Origin of the sequence: Rhodobacter capsulatus, assembly GCF_052363175.1 — a bacterium.
In the GTDB taxonomy this organism is placed as follows: Bacteria; Pseudomonadota; Alphaproteobacteria; order Rhodobacterales; family Rhodobacteraceae; genus Rhodobacter; species Rhodobacter capsulatus_D.
This window is the reverse complement of the sequence record NZ_CP198946.1, coordinates 3,441,569-3,459,154: the sequence shown is the minus strand read 5'-3', so window position 1 is coordinate 3,459,154 and position 17,586 is coordinate 3,441,569. Positions and strand designations below refer to the sequence as shown.

Annotated in this window: 22 protein-coding genes and 1 pseudogene; all 23 read left to right on the top strand. The window is 65.6% G+C overall.

The window, feature by feature from the left end; genetic code table 11:
* Window positions 1–63: 63 nt before the first annotated feature.
* The 23 genes and pseudogenes from ACTTAI_RS17925 to msrB all read left to right on the top strand — a co-directional run bounded on the left by ACTTAI_RS17925 (window position 64) and on the right by msrB (window position 17,586).
* Complete coding sequence (locus ACTTAI_RS17925; RefSeq protein ID WP_444452855.1) at window positions 64–603, top strand: peroxiredoxin; 540 nt, start codon at window positions 64–66, stop codon at window positions 601–603.
* 174 nt (window positions 604–777) lie between these two features.
* Complete coding sequence (nifE, locus tag ACTTAI_RS17920; protein ID WP_444452854.1) at window positions 778–2,346, top strand: nitrogenase iron-molybdenum cofactor biosynthesis protein NifE; 1,569 nt, start codon at window positions 778–780, stop codon at window positions 2,344–2,346.
* 1 nt (window position 2,347) lies between these two features.
* Window positions 2,348–3,734: pseudogene (gene nifN, locus ACTTAI_RS17915) on the top strand (nitrogenase iron-molybdenum cofactor biosynthesis protein NifN).
* A complete protein-coding gene (gene nifX / locus ACTTAI_RS17910) occupies window positions 3,709–4,188 on the top strand; it encodes a nitrogen fixation protein NifX (RefSeq protein ID WP_444452853.1) in 480 nt (159 codons plus the stop codon). The pseudogene nifN and the gene nifX overlap by 26 nt, the downstream one beginning before the upstream one ends.
* Window positions 4,188–4,658: a NifX-associated nitrogen fixation protein gene (locus tag ACTTAI_RS17905; protein WP_444452852.1), complete on the top strand. Its 471-nt coding sequence runs from the start codon at window positions 4,188–4,190 to the stop codon at window positions 4,656–4,658. Before nifX ends, ACTTAI_RS17905 begins: the two co-directional genes overlap by 1 nt.
* Before the next feature lies 1 nt (window position 4,659).
* Window positions 4,660–4,857: a CCE_0567 family metalloprotein gene (locus ACTTAI_RS17900; protein ID WP_110806764.1), complete on the top strand. Its 198-nt coding sequence runs from the start codon at window positions 4,660–4,662 to the stop codon at window positions 4,855–4,857.
* A gap of 13 nt (window positions 4,858–4,870) precedes the next feature.
* Window positions 4,871–5,176: a ferredoxin III, nif-specific gene (gene fdxB, locus ACTTAI_RS17895; RefSeq protein WP_110806763.1), complete on the top strand. Its 306-nt coding sequence runs from the start codon at window positions 4,871–4,873 to the stop codon at window positions 5,174–5,176.
* The gene (locus tag ACTTAI_RS17890; protein ID WP_444452851.1) at window positions 5,160–5,711 is read left to right on the top strand and encodes a nitrogen fixation protein NifQ; all 552 of its coding nucleotides are present in this window, start codon (window positions 5,160–5,162) and stop codon (window positions 5,709–5,711) included. The genes fdxB and ACTTAI_RS17890 overlap by 17 nt, the downstream gene beginning before the upstream one ends.
* Window positions 5,698–6,153: a hypothetical protein gene (locus ACTTAI_RS17885; protein WP_444452850.1), complete on the top strand. Its 456-nt coding sequence runs from the start codon at window positions 5,698–5,700 to the stop codon at window positions 6,151–6,153. Before ACTTAI_RS17890 ends, ACTTAI_RS17885 begins: the two co-directional genes overlap by 14 nt.
* A gap of 153 nt (window positions 6,154–6,306) precedes the next feature.
* Window positions 6,307–6,627, top strand: coding sequence for an iron-sulfur cluster assembly accessory protein (locus ACTTAI_RS17880; protein ID WP_444452849.1), 321 nt, complete (start codon window positions 6,307–6,309; stop codon window positions 6,625–6,627).
* Window positions 6,628–6,637: 10 nt separating this feature from the next.
* Window positions 6,638–7,036: a NifU family protein gene (locus tag ACTTAI_RS17875; RefSeq protein WP_444452848.1), complete on the top strand. Its 399-nt coding sequence runs from the start codon at window positions 6,638–6,640 to the stop codon at window positions 7,034–7,036.
* 2 nt (window positions 7,037–7,038) lie between these two features.
* Window positions 7,039–8,211: an aminotransferase class V-fold PLP-dependent enzyme gene (locus tag ACTTAI_RS17870; protein WP_444452847.1), complete on the top strand. Its 1,173-nt coding sequence runs from the start codon at window positions 7,039–7,041 to the stop codon at window positions 8,209–8,211.
* Window positions 8,212–8,223: 12 nt separating this feature from the next.
* Window positions 8,224–9,381 (top strand): homocitrate synthase, encoded by a 1,158-nt coding sequence (gene nifV, locus ACTTAI_RS17865; RefSeq protein ID WP_444452846.1) that lies wholly within the window; start codon window positions 8,224–8,226, stop codon window positions 9,379–9,381.
* A gap of 16 nt (window positions 9,382–9,397) precedes the next feature.
* Window positions 9,398–9,736 carry a nitrogenase stabilizing/protective protein NifW gene (gene nifW / locus ACTTAI_RS17860; protein ID WP_444452845.1) on the top strand — a complete coding sequence of 113 codons (339 nt, stop codon included), beginning with the start codon at window positions 9,398–9,400 and terminating at the stop codon, window positions 9,734–9,736.
* 243 nt (window positions 9,737–9,979) lie between these two features.
* The gene (gene nifA / locus ACTTAI_RS17855; protein ID WP_444452844.1) at window positions 9,980–11,740 is read left to right on the top strand and encodes a nif-specific transcriptional activator NifA; all 1,761 of its coding nucleotides are present in this window, start codon (window positions 9,980–9,982) and stop codon (window positions 11,738–11,740) included.
* 182 nt (window positions 11,741–11,922) lie between these two features.
* The gene (gene nifB, locus ACTTAI_RS17850) at window positions 11,923–13,416 is read left to right on the top strand and encodes a nitrogenase cofactor biosynthesis protein NifB (RefSeq protein WP_444452843.1); all 1,494 of its coding nucleotides are present in this window, start codon (window positions 11,923–11,925) and stop codon (window positions 13,414–13,416) included.
* Window positions 13,417–13,423: 7 nt separating this feature from the next.
* Window positions 13,424–14,161, top strand: coding sequence for a 4Fe4S-binding leucine-rich repeat protein (locus tag ACTTAI_RS17845; protein ID WP_444452842.1), 738 nt, complete (start codon window positions 13,424–13,426; stop codon window positions 14,159–14,161).
* 3 nt (window positions 14,162–14,164) lie between these two features.
* Window positions 14,165–14,518: a nitrogen fixation protein NifZ gene (locus ACTTAI_RS17840; RefSeq protein ID WP_444452841.1), complete on the top strand. Its 354-nt coding sequence runs from the start codon at window positions 14,165–14,167 to the stop codon at window positions 14,516–14,518.
* Window positions 14,515–14,727 carry a putative nitrogen fixation protein NifT gene (gene nifT, locus ACTTAI_RS17835; RefSeq protein ID WP_444452840.1) on the top strand — a complete coding sequence of 71 codons (213 nt, stop codon included), beginning with the start codon at window positions 14,515–14,517 and terminating at the stop codon, window positions 14,725–14,727. Before ACTTAI_RS17840 ends, nifT begins: the two co-directional genes overlap by 4 nt.
* Before the next feature lie 2 nt (window positions 14,728–14,729).
* On the top strand, window positions 14,730–15,563 hold the full coding sequence (locus ACTTAI_RS17830) for an SIR2 family NAD-dependent protein deacylase (RefSeq protein ID WP_444452839.1): 834 nt from the start codon (window positions 14,730–14,732) through the stop codon (window positions 15,561–15,563).
* Window positions 15,564–15,723: 160 nt separating this feature from the next.
* Window positions 15,724–15,930 (top strand): TOBE domain-containing protein, encoded by a 207-nt coding sequence (locus ACTTAI_RS17825; RefSeq protein WP_444452838.1) that lies wholly within the window; start codon window positions 15,724–15,726, stop codon window positions 15,928–15,930.
* A gap of 129 nt (window positions 15,931–16,059) precedes the next feature.
* Window positions 16,060–17,025 carry an NAD(P)H-binding protein gene (locus tag ACTTAI_RS17820; RefSeq protein ID WP_444452837.1) on the top strand — a complete coding sequence of 322 codons (966 nt, stop codon included), beginning with the start codon at window positions 16,060–16,062 and terminating at the stop codon, window positions 17,023–17,025.
* 87 nt (window positions 17,026–17,112) lie between these two features.
* The gene (gene msrB, locus ACTTAI_RS17815; protein ID WP_444452836.1) at window positions 17,113–17,586 is read left to right on the top strand and encodes a peptide-methionine (R)-S-oxide reductase MsrB; all 474 of its coding nucleotides are present in this window, start codon (window positions 17,113–17,115) and stop codon (window positions 17,584–17,586) included.

Genomic DNA, 17,586 nt, shown 5'->3' with positions numbered 1-17,586 from the left:
ACCCCCTCGGACCGAGATTTCTGCGGGGTCACGTCCCCGCTTGACCGAAGACAGGAGTGAGAGATGAAGACCAACAGCAAACTGCCCGAAGTCACCTTCCACACCCGCGTGCGCGACGAAAGCGTGGGCGGCCCGAACCCCTACCGCTGGCAGGATGTCACCACCGCCGATTACTTCGCGGGCAAGCGGGTGATCCTGTTCTCGCTGCCGGGCGCCTTCACCCCCACCTGCTCGACCTACCAGCTGCCGGGCTTCGAGAAGGGCTTCCCGGAATTCGCCGCGAATGGCATCGACGAGATCTATTGCCTCTCGGTCAACGACAGCTTCGTGATGAACCAATGGGCCAAGGCGCAGGGCCTGAGCAACGTCAAGGTCATCCCGGATGGCTCGGGCGAGTTTACCCGCCGCATGGGCATGCTCGTGCGCAAGGACAACCTCGGCTTCGGCCTGCGCTCGTGGCGCTATGCGGCGATCGTCGATAATGGCGTCATCGAGGCGTGGTTCGAAGAGCCCGGCCTGATGGACAACTGCCCCGAGGATCCCTATGGCGTCTCGAGCCCGGAAAACGTTCTGGCCTGGCTGAAGACCGCGAAAGCCGCCTGAGCCGTCCGACAGATTTCCCGAAAGCCCGGCCCCTCCGGCGGGGCTTTTGTTTTGCGCGGTCAGGCTCCGACAATTTGTCGGATATGCTCCAAACCGGTCCCGCACGGGTGCAAGAACCGGGCCGTTTCGCTTGGCACGTTGCTTGCTTCATCCCTCGTAACAGGGGGATGCACCATGTCCGAAGCCTTGAAGTCGAAAATCGCCGATGTCCTGAACGAGCCGGGCTGCGCCACCAACTCGACCAAGACCGATGTTCTGCGCAAGAAGGGCTGCACCAAGCAGCTGACCCCGGGGGCGGCGGCCGGTGGTTGCGCCTTTGACGGGGCGATGATCGCGCTGCAACCGATCGTCGACGTCGCCCATGTCGTCCATGCGCCCGCCGCCTGCTGGTCGAACGGCTGGGACAACCGCTCCTCGGCCTCCTCGGGATCGGAACTGTTCCGCAAGGGCTTCACCACCGATCTGACCGAACTCGACATCGTCATGGGCCACGGCGAGAAAAAGCTCTACCGCGCCATCCGCGAGGTGATCGAGGCGCAGACCCCCGCCGCGGTCTTCGTCTATGCGACCTGCGTGACGGCGCTGATCGGTGACGATCTCGATGCCGTCTGCAAGGCGGCGACGGCGAAATGGGGCACGCCCTGCATTCCGGTGAACGTGCCGGGTTTCGCGGGCTCGAAGAACCTTGGTAACAAGCTGGGCGGCGAGGCGCTGCTCGACCATGTCATCGGCACGATGGAGCCGGAAACGACGACGCCCTATGACGTCAACATCATCGGCGATTACAACCTGTCGGGCGAGCTGTGGCAGGTGAAGCCGCTCCTCGACAAGCTCGGCATCCGCATTCTGGGCTCGATCGCCGGGGATGCGCGCTACAAGCAGGTCGCGATGGCGCATCGGGCCAAGGTGACGATGCTTGTCTGCTCGCAGGCGCTGATCAATGTCGCGCGCAAGATGCAGGACCGCTACGGCATCCCCTATTTCGAGGGCTCGTTCTACGGCATTTCCGACACCTCGCAATCGCTGCGCACGATGTGCCGGATGCTGGTGGAGCAGGGCGCGCCGAAAGAGCTGCTGAACCGCTGCGAGGTGCTGATCGCCAAGGAAGAGGCGAAAGCCTGGGCGGCGCTGAAACCCTTCCGTCCCAAGGTCGCGGGGCGGCGGGTGCTGCTTTACACCGGCGGGCACAAGTCGTGGTCGGTCGTCTCGGCGCTGCAGGAACTGGGGATGGAGGTCGTCGGCACCTCGATGCGCAAGGCCACCGACAATGACCGCGACCGGGTGGTCGAGATCATGGGCGACGACAAGCACATGTATGAAAACATGGCCCCGCGCGAGATGTATCAGATGCTGAAGGACGCGAAGGCCGATGTGCTTCTGTCCGGGGGCCGGTCGCAATTCGTCGCGCTGAAGGCGCTCGTGCCCTGGGTCGATGTGAACCAGGAAAAGCACGAACCATATGCCGGTTACATGGGCATGGTCGATCTGGTCCGCGCCATCGATCGCTCGGTGAACAACCCGATGTGGGCGGATCTGCGCGCCCCGGCGCCTTGGGACACGCCGCTGACCGGATCGGTGCTGCCCGCGCCCTCGGGCGCCTGCCCGGTGACGGGGATTGCCGCGCCGATGGGCCGGGCGCCGGTGCTGGTGCCGCAACAGGTCGCCCCCACCGCTGCGACGCCTGCGCCAAGCCCGGATCTGGCGGCGATGACCAATTCCAACACCGATTTCGAGGATTGCTGAGATGGCCGTGCTGATCCACCCCCGCCGCGCGCTCTCGACCAATCCGCTGAAGACCTCGGCCCCTCTGGGCGCGGCAATGGCCTATCTGGGCATCGAAGGCGCCGTGCCGCTTTTCCACGGTGCACAGGGCTGCACCGCCTTCGGCATGGTCCACCTTGTCCGCCATTTCAAGGAAGCCGTGCCGCTGCAAACCACCGCGATGAACGAGGTCTCGACGATCCTTGGCGGCGGCGAGCAGATCGAGGAAGCGATCGACAACATCCGCAAGCGGGCAAAGCCGCGCTTCATCGGCATCGCCTCGACCGCGCTGACCGAAACCCGGGGCGAGGATATCGCCGGGGGAACTCCGCGCGATGAAGGCCCGCCGCCCGGATTGGGCCGGCACCGAGGTCGTCTATGCCGCCACCCCGGATTTCGACGGCGGTCAGCAGGATGGCTGGGCGAAAGCAGTCGAGGCGATCGTCTCGGCGCTTGTCCCCGCCACGACCGAGCGCGACCCCGACCTGCGGCTTGTGACCGTGCTGGTGCCGAGTTCCTTCACCACCTCGGAGATTGACGAGGCGGTGCGGATGATCCGCTCCTTTGGCCTCGATCCGATCGTGCTGCCCGATCTCTCCACCTCGCTCGACGGGCATCTGTCGAACGACTGGTCGGGGCATTCGCTTGGCGGAACGTCGCTGGCCGATATCGCCCGCATTCCCCGCTCCGCCTGCACGCTCGCGCTGGGCGAGCAGATGCGCGGCGCCGCGCAGATCATCGAGGATCGGGCGCTGGTGCCCTATCACGTCTTCCCCAGCCTGACGGGGCTGAAGGCGGTCGATGCCTTTGTCCGCGTGCTGATGGAACTCTCGGGCATGCAGGACCCGCCGCCCTCGATCAAGCGCGACCGGTCGCGGATGATGGATGCGGCGCTCGACGCGCATTTCTTCACCGGCGGGCTTCGCGTCGCCATCGCCGCCGATCCCGATCTGATGTTTTCGCTCTCCACCGCGCTTGTCTCGATGGGGGCGGAGATCGTCACTGCGGTGACGACGACCCAGCATTCGGCGCTGATCGAGAAGATGCCCTGCGCCGAGGTGATCCTGGGCGATCTGGGTGATTTCGAACGCGCCGCAAAACAGGCCGAGGCGCAGATCCTGATCACCCACAGCCACGGCCGCCACGCCGCCGAGGCGCTGCATCTGCCGCTGATCCGCGCTGGCTTCCCGATCTTCGACCGCATCGGCGCGCAGGATACCTGCCGCGTCGGCTATCGCGGCACCCGTGCCTTCTTCTTCGAAATCGCCAATGCGATGCAGGCGATCCATCACAGCCCCCGCCCCGAGGATTTCGGGGCTGCCCCCATCCCAGAGGAGTTTGACCATGTCCCGCACCCTGCGCCTTGTTGAACCGGCAGGCCCCGCGCCGGGCGAAAAGCCGCTGCGCGTGGCCATCGCCTCGAATGATCTTGAAAGGCTCGACGCCCATTTCGGCTCGGCGCGGCAGATCGCCGTCTATGAGGTCTGGAAGACCGGCGCCCGCTTCGTCGAGGTGCATCAGTTCTCCAATTCGACCGACCAGAAGGGCCGCCATGACGATCTGGAGGACCGGATCGGGCCGAAGCTCGAGGCGCTTTCGGGCTGCACGCTGGTCTTTGCGCTGGCCGTCGGTGGCCCGTCCGCCGCGCGGATGGTGCGGGCGGGCATGCATCCGATCAAGCGCAAGGAACCCGAGCCGATTTCGGCCGTGATCGAGCAGGTGCAGGTGATGCTGAACGGCAATCCGCCGCCCTTCCTGCGCAAGGTGCTGGGCACCTATGAAAAGCCGGATTTCACCGCCGATTTCGAAGAGGAAGAGGTCTGATGACGATGACGCTTGATGCTGCCCGTGGCGGCGAGATGGTGGACAGCCCGTTTCTGGCGCAACTCGTCGCGGTGATCCGCGCCGAGGACAGCCACGGGTTGTGGGACGACAAGACGAATTCGGAAATCCTGAGCGAGTTCATCGTCACCGCCGAGGAACGTCGGTCGATGCCGATCATCGGCGATCCCGACCCGGAACTGATCTGGCGGATGACGAAATTCTACGACGCCATTGGCCTGCTGGTCGAAAAGCGCACCGGCTGCATGGCCAGCCAGATGCAAAAGATGCACCACGAGGGCTTCGGCCGCGTCGTGCTGATCGCGGGCAAACTCGTCGTCGTGTCGAAACACCTGCGCGACGTGCACCGTTTCGGCTTCGAGACCTGGGCGAAACTTGCCGAGGCGGGCGAGAAGCTGGTCGAAAGCGCTGTCGCGACAATCGAAGAATTCCCCGAAGCCGCGAGGGCCTGAGATGACGCTCGAAGAACTGGAAGCCAAGGTCAAGAAACTGTCGCTGCGTGCGACCGACGCCAAGATGAACCTGCACGACCTGTCCGAGGAACTGCCGACCGACTGGCAGAAGATCCCCGAAGTGGCCGAGGCGACCTATCAGATTTTCAAGGACCTGGACGAAGCCCGCAAGGCGCTCAAAGCCGCCAAGCAAGCATAACAAGGACAAAGCGATGCCCACTGTTGCCTATACCCGCGGAGGCGCGGAATATACGCCCGTTTACCTGATGAAGATCGACGAGCAGAAATGCATCGGCTGCGGCCGCTGCTTCAAGGTCTGCGGCCGCGACGTGATGAGCCTGCACGGGCTGACCGAAGATGGTCAGGTCGTCGCCCCCGGCACCGACGAGTGGGATGAGGTCGAGGACGAAATCGTCAAGAAAGTCATGGCGCTGACCGGGGCCGACAATTGCATCGGCTGCGGCGCCTGTGCCCGGGTCTGCCCGTCTGAATGTCAGACCCATGCTGCACTTTCCTGACAGCTTCACCGCCGGGACGGTTGATCCCGCGCCAATGCTTCCGGGCGAGGAATTCGGGTTTCTCCTCGCCCATGCGCTGCGCGAGTGTCGGGCCGGGTTCGGGTCACTTCCCGAGCGGCTCGGCCTCTCGGGGGCCGATCTGGCGCGGCTGCGCGATCATTACGCGCCCGGGATGGAACTGCCCGATCTTGACCTGCCCCGACCCGAAGCCGGGCCGGATCAGCAGGCGATCGAGACGCTGATCCTGTGGCGGGCCGGGGTTGCCACGCCCGAGGCGCAGTGGCTTGCCGCGATCCTGGCGCGGCGGTCGATGGAAAACCGGCATCTGTGGGAAGACCTCGGTCTGCCCTCGCGCCCGGCGCTGAGTGCGATGATCCGGCATTTCCTGCCCGGCCTTGCCGCCGCCAATGCGCAGAACATGCGCTGGAAGAAATTCTTCTACCGGCAGATCTGTTCCGATGCGGCGTTTTCGCTGTGCCTCTCGCCCTCTTGCGACGCGTGCGACGAACGGGCCGCCTGCTTTGCCCCCGATTGATCCGGCGCGGCTTCTGGCCGGGGCCGAGGGCGCCCGGTCCGACACCGCCGCCAGCGCCGAGGTGATCTTGCGCGCACTCGACACCGCGCCCGAGGATCTTGAGGTGCGGTTGGCGGCCTATCGCTTCTACTTCTTCACCCACGATTACGCCGCCGCCGTACCGCAGGCCGAGGCGGTGCTGCGGCTGGCGGCATTGCGATTGAACCTGCCGCCCGATCCGGCGCTGGTGCGCCGGGACGACGCTGATTTCACCGCACATGACTTCGCGCCGGGGCTCTATCTGCAGGCGCTGATCGGGCTGGGCTATTCGGCCGCGCGCTCGGGCCAGCGCGATCTGGCCCGGCAGGTGCTGGCCAAGGCCGCCGAGCTTGACCCGACCGACCGCTTCGGCGGCGCCTGGCTTCTGGCCCGCGTCGAGGCGGGCGAGGAGGAGGCCGACTAGGGGATGCGACAATCTCTGTCGGGAATCCCTCAATGTCGGCCCGAAACTTGCATCCGCGTCACCGATCCCGGCCCGAAGCTTGCTGATTTCGCCCCGGCCGGTTGGCACGCTTCTTGCTGCATCCCTGATGAACTCATCACACGGGAGAGCGTCATGATCGAGATCACCCAACCCGCCCAGGAAGCGATCAAGGCCGCCATCGACGGCGCCGGTCAACCCGTTGCCGGGCTGCGCCTGATGGTGCAGTCGGGCGGCTGCGCCGGGCTGAAATATGGCATGGCGCTGGAGCTGGAAGCCCAGCCCGACGATGCCAGCCTGACCTTCGGCGAGGTCACCGTGCTGATCGACCCGCTGACGCGCGAGCATATCGAGGGCACGAAGATCGACTTCGTCAGCAATCTCGAAGGCGCGGGGTTCACCTTCGAAAACCCGAACGCCAAGAACGCCTGCGGCTGTGGCAAATCCTTCTGCTGAGGGGAAAGCGATGCGCGACATGCAAGACGACGACACCAAGTCTCCCGCACCGCCGCCTGCTGCCGCGGCCGCCGCGCGTCGGGCCGCCGGACAGGCCGCCCCCGATGCCACCGCGCTGCGCGAGCGCTTCACCAAGGTCGCGCAGGTCGAAACCCCCGAAGCGGCCGCCGACCCCGCCGCCGACGAGGTGACCCGCATCCGCGCCCTGATCGACGAGATGCGCCCGACCTTCCGCCGCGACGGTGGCGACATCGAATTGGTGCGGGTCGAGGGCGCCAAGGTCATCGTGCATCTGTCCGGCGCCTGCGCGGGCTGCATGCTGGCGGGCCAGACCCTGTTTGGCGTGCAAAAACGCATCACCGACGTCCTTGGCCGCCCCTTCCGCGTCATCCCCGACATCCGGCATTGATCATGACCCAACCCGCGATCTACCTCGACAACAATGCCACCACCCGGGTCTACCCCGAGGCGGTGGCGGCGATGCTGCCCTATTTCACCGAACATTACGGCAATGCGTCCTCGGGCCATGGCTTCGGGGCGCAGGCGGGGGTGGGGCTGCGCAAGGCCCGGATCGCGGTGGCGGGGTTGATCGATGCCGCCTCGGAGCAGGAAATCATCTTCACCTCCGGCGGGACCGAGGCGAACATGACGGCCATTCGCTCGGCCCTGGCGGTGCAGGACGGCCGGCGCGAGATCATCATTTCCGCGGTCGAACATCCGGCAGTGCTGATGCTCGCGGCCGATCTGGAAAAGACCGAAGGCATCACCGTGCATCGCATCCCGGTCGACTCCCTCGGGCGGCTCGATCGCGATGCCTATGCGGCAGCGCTGTCGCACCGGGTTGCCGTCGTCTCGATCCTTTGGGCGAACAACGAGACCGGCACGATCTTTCCGGTGGCGCAATTGGCGGCCGAGGCCCATGCGGTCGGCGCGCTGTTTCACACCGATGCCGTGCAGGTGGTGGGTAAGCTGCCGATCTCGGTGCAGGACACCGTGATCGACATGCTCTCGCTCTCCGGTCACAAATTTCACGGGCCGAAGGGGGTAGGGGCGCTTTACCTGCGCAAGGGCGTGCCCTTCTGCCCGCTGTTCCGAGGCGGCAAGCAGGAACGCAGCCGTCGGGCGGGCACCGAAAACGTGCCCTCGCTGGTCGGCATGGGCGTCGCGGCCGAGATCACCGCGGCGCGGATGGAGGCCGATCTCTCCCGCATCGCGACGCTGCGCGACTGGCTGGAGGCGGGCCTGCTGAAACTCGGGGGCGTCATGGTGCTGGGCGATCCCGCGCATCGGCTTGCCAACACCTGCACCGTTGCCTTCGACCGCATCGACGGCGAGGCGGTGCTGACGAAACTCGCCCGTCTGGGCATCGCAGTCTCGACCGGCTCGGCCTGTACCTCGGGTGCGATCGAACCGAGTCATGTCACAAGGGCGATGGCTGTGCCCTTCACCTCGGCGCATGGGGTGGTGCGGTTCTCGCTTTCCTCCGAAACGACGGCGGCGGAAATTTCCCGTGTTCTGGCCGTCCTGCCCGAGATCCTGGCCGAGCTGCGCCCCGTCCCCGTCGCTGACCCCGTAACTGCCTGAAGGGAAAAGATCATGCTCCGCTTTCCCGAAACCACCCGCAGCCTTGCGCTTTGCGACACCACCCTGCGCGACGGTGAACAGACCGCTGGCGTGGCCTTTTCGCTTGCCGAGAAAAAGGCCATCGCCCGCGCGCTCGACCGCGCCGGGGTGGCGGAAATCGAAGTCGGCATCGCCGCGATGGGCTGGGCCGAAGTGGCCGAGATCCGCGCCGTCGTCGCCGAAATCCACCACGCGACGCCCGTCGTCTGGTGCCGGTTGCGGATGCATGACCTCGACATGGCGCAAAAGACCGGGGTGAAGCGGGTACATTTCGCCGTGCCGACCTCGACCGTGCAGCTAGAGGGCAAGCTGCGCGTCGATCGCGACTGGATCCTGCGCGAGACCGCGGCGCTGGTCTTCTGTGCCACCGATCGCGGCTTGCAGGTCTCGGTCGGGGCCGAGGATGCCAGCCGCACCGAGCCCGACTTCCTGATCCGTCTGGCCGAGGTCGCCGCCGCCGCGGGCGCCATCCGGTTCCGCATCGCCGATACGCTCGGCCTGCTCGATCCGCTTGGTGCCTTCCGGCTGGTCGCGCAGCTTTCGGCGCGGATTTCCCTGCCGATCGAGATGCATGCCCATAACGATTTCGGCATGGCGACGGCGAACACGATCATGGCCGCTCATGCCGGGGCGACGCATCTGTCCGTCACGGTGAACGGGCTCGGCGAGCGCGCGGGCAATGCCGCGCTCGAAGAAGTCGGCGCCGCACTTGAGGCCGGGGGGATCGACACCAGCCTTGATCTCTGCGCCTTGCCAGAACTCTCTGCCGTCGTCGCCAAGGCCTCGGGCCGGGCGCTGCCGCCGCAAAAGCCGATCACCGGCGAGATGGTCTTTGCGCATGAATCCGGCATCCATGTCGATGCGATCCTGAAGCGCGCCGATACCTATGAAGACCCCCGCTGCGCCCCCGCCCGCTTCGGCCGCGAACGCCAGATCGTGATCGGCAAGCATTCGGGGGCCGCCGGTCTGCGCGCCGCGCTGCTTGAAGCGGGCCTGCCTGCGACCGACACCGTGCTGGACCGGTTGAAACCGCTTCTGCGCGCCCATGCCGTGCGGGTCAAACGCCCCGCCAGTACCGATGACCTGCGCCGCATGGTGGCGCGGCTCGACCGCCTGCCGCCCCAAGCCTGACCCCCGGGAGACACCGATGACCACCGAAAGCCCAACCCTTGCCGCCCTCGCCAAACTCTCCTCGGCCGAGGATATCTTCGCCTTCCTCGGCATCGAGCCGATCCGTGAGGTGCTGAACTCTTCGCGGCTGCACATCATGAAACGCTTCGGCGCCTATCTGCGCGAAACCGACATGACCGGCCTTGAGGAAGAGGCGATCCTGACCCATGCCCGCGATGCGCTGATCCGCGCGCAGGGGGATTTCGTCACCTCAAGCCCGCTCAAGGAAAAGGTCTTCAAGGTCTTCGAGACTCAGGCCGCGAAACAGAAGGCCCGCTTCGTCGGTCTTGAAACCCTGAAAGTGATCAAATCCTGACTGCCTGCAACCTGCCAGATTTTCCGGCCCCCGGGTCGGCAATGCCGCATAATTGCGCAATCGACCCGGTGCCTACGCAAAAATGAACCGAAATTGCCTGCCGGGCATGTCCTTGGGATGTGCCTTTTGTCGTCCGCGTCCTAGTATGACCCGCAGAAGTCCCGACTGCGGCGGCTGGCGCGTGCGTTCCGAGGATTCGGGTCGTCCGCTGCAGGATATTCCTTCCTGTGAGGGGGTGACTGCATGACCGATCAACAATCCCGCCCCGGCTCGCCCGACCATCCCCGCCGCCGCTCGACCCAGTCGATTGCCGACCGTCTGGCTTTGGACGCGCTTTACGAGATTGCGAAGACGTTTGCGTCGGCGCCCGATCCTGTGGCGGAGGTTCCGCAGATTTTCAACGTGCTGTCGTCGTTTCTCGACCTGCGCCATGGCGTGCTTGCCCTGCTCGCCGAACCGGGCGAGGGGGTCGGCGTCAATCCCTACGTCATCGCCGCCACCGCCTTTCAGCGCTCGCCCGAGGCGCCCGCGTCGGAGGTCATCCCCGATGCCGTGGCGCGGATCGTGTTTCGCTCCGGTGTGCCCTTTGTCAGCTTCGATCTTGCCGCCGAATTCGGCGAGACCGCCGTGCCGAAAAGGTTGCGCGATGCGGGCCAGACCCTCATCGCCGTGCCGCTGCGCGACCCCGAGCGCAGCCATTTCGTGCTCGGCGTTCTGGCCGCCTATCGCAGCCACGACCACAACCGCTCCGGCTTTTCCGATGCCGATGTGCGGGTGCTGACCATGGTCGCCTCGCTCCTCGAACAGGCGCTGCGCTTCCGCCGCCGCATCGCGCGCGACCGCGAACGCGCGCTCGAAGACACACGGCGCATGCTGCAAACCGTCGCGGAAAGCCGCGGCCCGGCGATCCCGGTCAGCCTGGATGGCATCGTCGGCTCCAGCCCCGCCATCGCCGAGGTGATCGCCCAGATCAAGCGCGTCGCCAGCACGCGGATGCCGGTTTTGCTGCGCGGCGAAAGCGGCACCGGCAAGGAATTGTTCGCCCGTGCGGTCCACGCCCAGTCGCCCCGCGCCAAGGGCCCGTTCATCCGCGTCAACTGCGCGGCGCTCTCGGAAACCCTTCTGGAATCGGAACTTTTCGGCCATGAGAAAGGCGCCTTCACCGGCGCCAATGCGCTGAAGAAGGGCCGGTTCGAGCTGGCCGATGGCGGCACGCTCTTCCTCGACGAAATCGGCGAGATCAGCCCGGCGTTTCAATCGAAACTGCTGCGCGTGCTGCAGGAGGGCGAGTTCGAACGCGTCGGCGGCGCGAAGACGATCAAGGTCGATACCCGCATCGTCGCCGCGACGAACCGCGATCTGGAGGATGCCGTCGCGCGGGGGCAGTTCCGCGCCGATCTTTATTTCCGCATCTGCGTCGTGCCGATCGTCCTGCCGCCCTTGCGCAACCGCAAAAGCGACATCAAGCCTCTGGCGCAGCTTTTCCTTGACCGGTTCAACAAGCAGAACGGCACCAATGTCAAATTCGCCGGCGATGCTTTTGACCAGATCTGCCGCTGCCAGTTTCCGGGCAATGTGCGCGAGCTGGAGAATTGCGTGAACCGGGCCGCCGCGCTCTCGGATGGCGAGGTGGTGCTGGGCGAGGAACTCGCCTGTCGGCAGGGCGCGTGCCTTTCGGCCGAGCTTTTCCGGCTGCAGGACGGGGCCTCGCCGATCGGTGGCCTGGCCGTCGGGCGGATGATCACCCCCACCGTGCGCGTTTCTGCGCCGCCGGTCGAGCCGCCCGCGGCGGTGGCGCCCGAGCCGATGCCGGAGCCCGAGCCGGTTGCCAAGGACGAGGTGCAGCTGCGCACCAAGACCGCGCAGCTGAGCCGCGAGGAACTGGTGCGGGTGATGGAAAGTGCAGGCTGGGTGCAGGCGAAAGCGGCGCGGCTTTTGGGCATGACGCCGCGCCAGATCGCCTATGCCTTGCAGAAATTCGAGATCGAGGTGCGCAAGATCTGACGGCGGTTGGACGCGGAGACTGGCCCCGGCCTCGGCCGGGGTCTTTGTTTTGGCCCCCCTGTCGACCCGTGTCGCATTCCCGACAAAAGCGCAGGGTTTGTGCCAATCGCCCCGCCGCCGGGCTGGCACGGTTCTTGCTGCATCCCCCATGACCCCCGAACGGGCAGAGCATGGAGAGCAGCATGTCGGACAATGTCGTGGCCCTTGGCACCCTTTCGATCGGCTCGAAGGAGAGCCTCTCGGCCGCGCTGGCCTCGGGCGGCTGTTCCTCGACCACATCGGCAACCGGTTGTGGCTCCAAGGAAAAACCCGAAGACATGGACCCGGCGACCTGGGCCAAGGTGAAGGATCACCCCTGCTATTCCGAAGAGGCGCACCACTATTTCGCGCGCATGCATGTGTCGGTGGCGCCCGCCTGCAACATCCAGTGCAATTACTGCAACCGCAAATACGACTGCTCGAACGAAAGCCGCCCCGGCGTCGTGTCGGAGCGCCTGACGCCGGTCGAGGCCGCGCGCAAGGTGATTGCGGTGGCGAACGAGGTGCCGCAGCTTTCGGTTCTGGGCATCGCCGGGCCGGGCGACAGCGCCTATGATTGGCTGAAGACGAAAGAGACCTTCCGGCTGGTGACCGAGCAGATCCCCGACATCAAGCTGTGTCTGTCGTCGAACGGTCTCGCGCTGCCCGATCATCTGGATGAACTGGTCGAGATGAATGTCGATCACGTCACGATCACCATCAACATGATCGACCCCGAGGTGGGGGCGCAGATCTACCCCTGGATCTTCTATAACCGCAAACGGATCTATGGCGTCGAGGCGAGCCGGATCCTGCATGAACGGCAGATGGAGGCGCTGGATGGCCTCGTTGCGCGCGGCATCCTCGTCAAGGTGAACTCGGTGCTGATCCCGGGGATCAACGACGCGCATCTCTTGGAGGTGAACAAGGAAGTCAAACGCCGCGGGGCGTTTTTGCACAACATCATGCCGCTGATTTCGGCGCCCGAACATGGCACGCATTTCGGCCTGACCGGGCAGCGCGGGCCCACCGCGGCCGAGCTTCTGGCGGTGCAGGAGGCCTGCGCGGGCGGGGCCAATCTGATGAAGCATTGCCGCCAATGCCGCGCCGATGCGGTGGGCTTGCTTGGCGAGGACCGCGGTCAGGAATTCACCCTCGATCTGGTGCCCGAGGCCCCGGTCTATGACGGTGCCGCGCGCGAAACCTATCGCGACTGGGTCGTCGCCGAACGCGAAGACCGCCGCGCCGCGGCCGAGGCGGCGCAAGCCGCGACCGAAGCCGCGGTGGCGGCGAGCTCGCCGAAACTCCTCGTCGCGGTGACGACGCAGGGCGGCGGGCGGATCAACCAGCACTTCGGCCATGCGACCGAATTCCAGGTCTTCGAGGTCGACGCGACGGGGGTGCGCTTCGCCTTCCATCGCCGCTGCGACAACTACTGCGTCGATGGCGGCGGCGAGGAGGACCGGCTTGAGCGCGTGATCGCGACGCTCGACGGCATCGACACGGTGCTGGTGGCAAAGATCGGCGACTGCCCGCGCGAGGGCCTCGCCGCGGCAGGCATCACCGCCAGAGACGATTGGGCGCACGACTACATCGAGCCCGCCGTCCTTGCGCTTTACCGCGAAAAAATGGCCCAGAAACAAGCACAGAGCGCCTGAGGATCCGATGCCCGAAGGCCCCGAACCCCTTGATTGGACTGGCGAGGCGCTCGATTGTAGCGCCTGCCGGTTCCATGACCGGCTGGAGAGCGGGCAATGCGGGCTCGGCTGGTCCTGCCTGAATGACCGCTACGCCAAGCGGATCGAGCGGTTCTTTCTGCTCAACCCGGAACTGGCCGACGAGAATCTGAGCCATCCCTATTTCGAAACCCGGGTGAATGCGGCGCGGACGGCCTCGGTCTTCCGGCTGCCGCGGCTGATGAACGACGAAGACCCGGCGGTGCGCGGCATGGCAGTGCTGCGCCTGCCCGCCTCGCATGCCGAGCGGCTGATCAAGGACCCCGAGCGCGCGGTGCGGATCGCGGTCGCGCATCGGCTGCCGCCCGGAAAGCTGATGCCGATGGCGCAGGACAAGGACGGTTACGTTCGTCTGATCGTTGCCCGCCGCGCCGAGCCGGGGATGTTGCCGATGCTGAGTGCCGACCCCGATCCCGAAGTGCGCGCCGAGGTCGCCCGCCGCATCGCGCCCGCCTTTCTCGACCGCTTTCGCACTGATCCCGAGCCGCTGGTGCGGCGGGTGGCGGCGCGGCGGCGGCCCGCGCTTTTTGTCGCCGACGACGACATCCGCGTGCGCCACACCGTCGCCGAGGAAGGCGGGCGGGACGAGCTGCGCCGCCTTGTCGCCGACCCCGAAGACATCATCCGCGAGACCGCAATCCACCGGCTCGCCCATATCGAGGAGTGACCCATGTCGACCGACGACCGTGAAATCGAGGTCTACCGCGCCCCCGCCTACATGCCGGGCGACAAGGTGATCGCCCGCAAGCAGGTGAAGAACGACGGCACCATGCCCGGCTTCGAGATCGGCGACATTGTCGTGAAAAAGGGCGACGTCGGCTATGTCCGCGACATCGGTGTGTTCCTGTCGCAGTTCTACATCTACGCCATCGACTTCATCGAGCGCGGCTCGATCGTCGGCATGCGCGAGAAGGAAATCAAACCCGCCGAGGCCGCCCGCACCAGCAGCGGCGAACGGCAACTGCAATCCCACATTGTGACCCGCGACATGCTCGCCCAACCCGCGAAGGAACTGCCCCGATGAAAGTGATGATCCGCGAAACCGCCAAGGGCATCGAAGCCTATGTGCCGAAGAAAGACCTTGAGGAAATGGTGGTCGAGCAGGAAAAACCCGGGCTCTGGGGCGGCTGGGCGAAGCTCGCCAATGGCTGGGTCTTTGCCATGCCCGAGTTCGACACCCCGCCGCAGCTGCCGGTGACGGTCGAGGCGCGCAAGCTTTCAGACGAGGAGTGAACATGACCGAACCCGAGATTCTGGAAGCTGTCATGGCCGAGGTGGGGGCGGGCCGCCGCATTCCCTATCTTGGCCCGGAGGTCTCGGCGCTGTCGGGCGGGCAGGCGCCCGGCACGACGGCCGAGCTGTGCCGCCGCCTTGAAGCCGAAGTGCGGGTGCCGCGCCGGGCCTCGGGCAATCTGTGGTCGGTGGCGCAATATATCGAAAGCCGGAAGTTCCGCGCGACTTTGGATGCGCTGGTGCGCAAGGCTTTTGTCGGCCGACCCGATCGGCCCAATCCAGTGCATGACTGGCTGGCAAGCATGCGGGTGCCGATGGTCGTCGACACCTGGTATGACGAGGGCATCCTGCGCGCCTTTGGCCCCGGCGATGGCGATTGGGGCCTTGTGCAGGGGATCAGCCGGGCGGGGACGCATTCCGATGCCTTCACCGCCGCCTTCGACAGTTTCGGCGAACCCGTCGCGGCCCCCGATCCGGCGTGGAAATCGCTGATCTACAAACCCAATGGCCTCGTGCGGATGGGGTCGTCGTTCCTGCTCTCGGATGCCGATTACGTCGAGGTGCTGACCGAGATCGACATCCAGACGCCGATTCCGGAGGAGGTCCGCGAACGTCGCACCGGTCGGCCCTTCCTGTTCCTTGGCTGCCGCTTTGATGATCAGTTGCTGCGGATTTACGCGCGTCAGATCGCCAAGCGCTCGGGCGCGGGCCATGTCGCGGTGATCCCCGGCCCGCTGACGAAGATGGAGGAGAAATTCCTTGAGGAATTGCAGATCCGCCGTCTGGATCTGCCGCTTTCGGCGCTGACCGACCTTCTTACCGTCCCCGAGGGCTAAGGTCTCCGTCCCACCACCGGAAGGGGAGCCATGCGGTGACCGCATGGCTCCGATATGTAGATTTTTCTTATATTGTCAAAGCTCTAGCAAAGATTGACACTATCCTCGCCGCAAGAAATTGGCACAAATGGACTCAATCGTACCGGGAAAGGACACCCCGATGAAACTCAGCGCACGCAATATTCTGGCGGGCAAAGTGACCGCCGTCGAAATCGGTAACGTCACCACCCATGTCAAGATCGACATCGGCGGGACCATCGTCACCGCCTCCATAACCAATGAAGCTGCCGCCGACCTCGCGCTGAAGGTCGGGGACGAGGCCTGCGCGATCATCAAGGCCTCCGACGTGATCGTCGGCAAGAACTGATCGCCGCATCTGACGGGTCGGGGGCGCAGGCCGCGGGGTCTGCGCCCCTTTCGTTTCCCCTGCGCCAAACTGCGTCTGGCCGCGCCCGTTCATCCTGCTAAGGTGCGGGCGCGATAAGGGGGCCTTGCGATGAAAGATCTGAAATTCCGTGTGCTTTTGCTGGGGGGCACCGGCACCATCGGCCGGGCCACTGCTGCGGCGCTTCTGGCCGAGGGGCATGGCGTCTGGGCGCTGGTGCGTCCCGGTACCGATCCCGCCAAGCTGCCCGGCTGCACGCTGATCGAGGGCGACGTGAGCCATCCCGACACCGTGGCCCGGGTGCTGAAGGATCATCCCTGCGCCGCGATCGTGTCCTGCCTTGCCTCGCGCACCGGGCTGCCCGCCGACGCCTGGGCCATCGATGACCGCGCCCATGCCAATGCGCTCGAAGCTGCGATGGAGGCACGGGTGCGCAAATTCGTGCTGCTCTCGGCCATCTGCGTGCAAAAGCCCTATCTGCAATTCCAGAAAGCCAAGCTGGCGTTTGAATCGCAACTGCGCGGCTCGCCGCTCGAATGGTCGATCGTGCGGCCGACGGCGTTCTTCAAGTCGCTCTCGGGGCAGATCCCGCGGGTGCAGAAGGGCAAGCCGTTTCTGGTTTTCGGCGACGGGCGCATCACGGCCTGCAAGCCGATTTCCGATGCCGATCTGGGGCGGTTCATCACCTCCTGCCTCAATGATCCCGACAAGATCCGCAAGGTGCTGCCGATTGGCGGCCCCGGCCCGGCGATGACGCCGCTTGATCAGGCGGCGATGCTCGAACGCCTGACCGGCAAGCCCGTGAAGATCAAGCATGTGACGCCGAAGCTGATGGATGCGATTGTCGGCGTGCTGACGGTCTTTGGCAAATTTTCCCCGAAGCTTGCGGGCAAGGCCGAGCTGGCAAAGATCGGGCGCTATTACGCCTCGGAATCGATGCTGCTCTGGAACCCGGCCAAGGGCTGCTATGATGCTGATGCGACGCCGGAATTCGGCACCGACCGGTTCGAGGATTACGTCGCTGCGATGCTGCGCGGCGAGATTGCAGATGATCGGGGCGATCACGCGATCTTTTAACCAGCTCACGAAAGCTTTGGCCGCGGACCCGTGACAGCGGCCGTTAGCGCCCTAACTGATGCTCCGGATCAAGCTGCGGAGGAGCGCATGAACCGGAGAAATCTGCTGTTGTCGGTGGGTCTGGCCGCCGTCGGGCTGGCGCCGCACAAGGCCCCGGCCGAAAGTTTCGAAGTCGTGCACAGCGATGACGAATGGCGCAAGCTGCTGACGCCCGAGGCCTATTCGGTGCTGCGCAAGGAGGGCACGGAATATCCCTACACGAGCCCCTTGGAGCAGGAACACCGCAAGGGCACCTTTGCATGTGCGGGCTGCGCTCTGCCCTTGTTTTCCTCTGACACGAAATTCGACAGCGGCACCGGCTGGCCCAGTTTCTACCAGCCGATTTCCGAGACCGCGGTGGGCACCCGTATCGACGGTGCGCTGATGATGACCCGGACCGAGGTGCATTGTGCCCGCTGCGGCGGGCATCTTGGCCATGTCTTCGAGGACGGCCCGCCGCCGACCGGGCTGCGCTACTGCATGAACGGGGTGGCGATGACCTTCACCCCCGCCGCGGCCTGA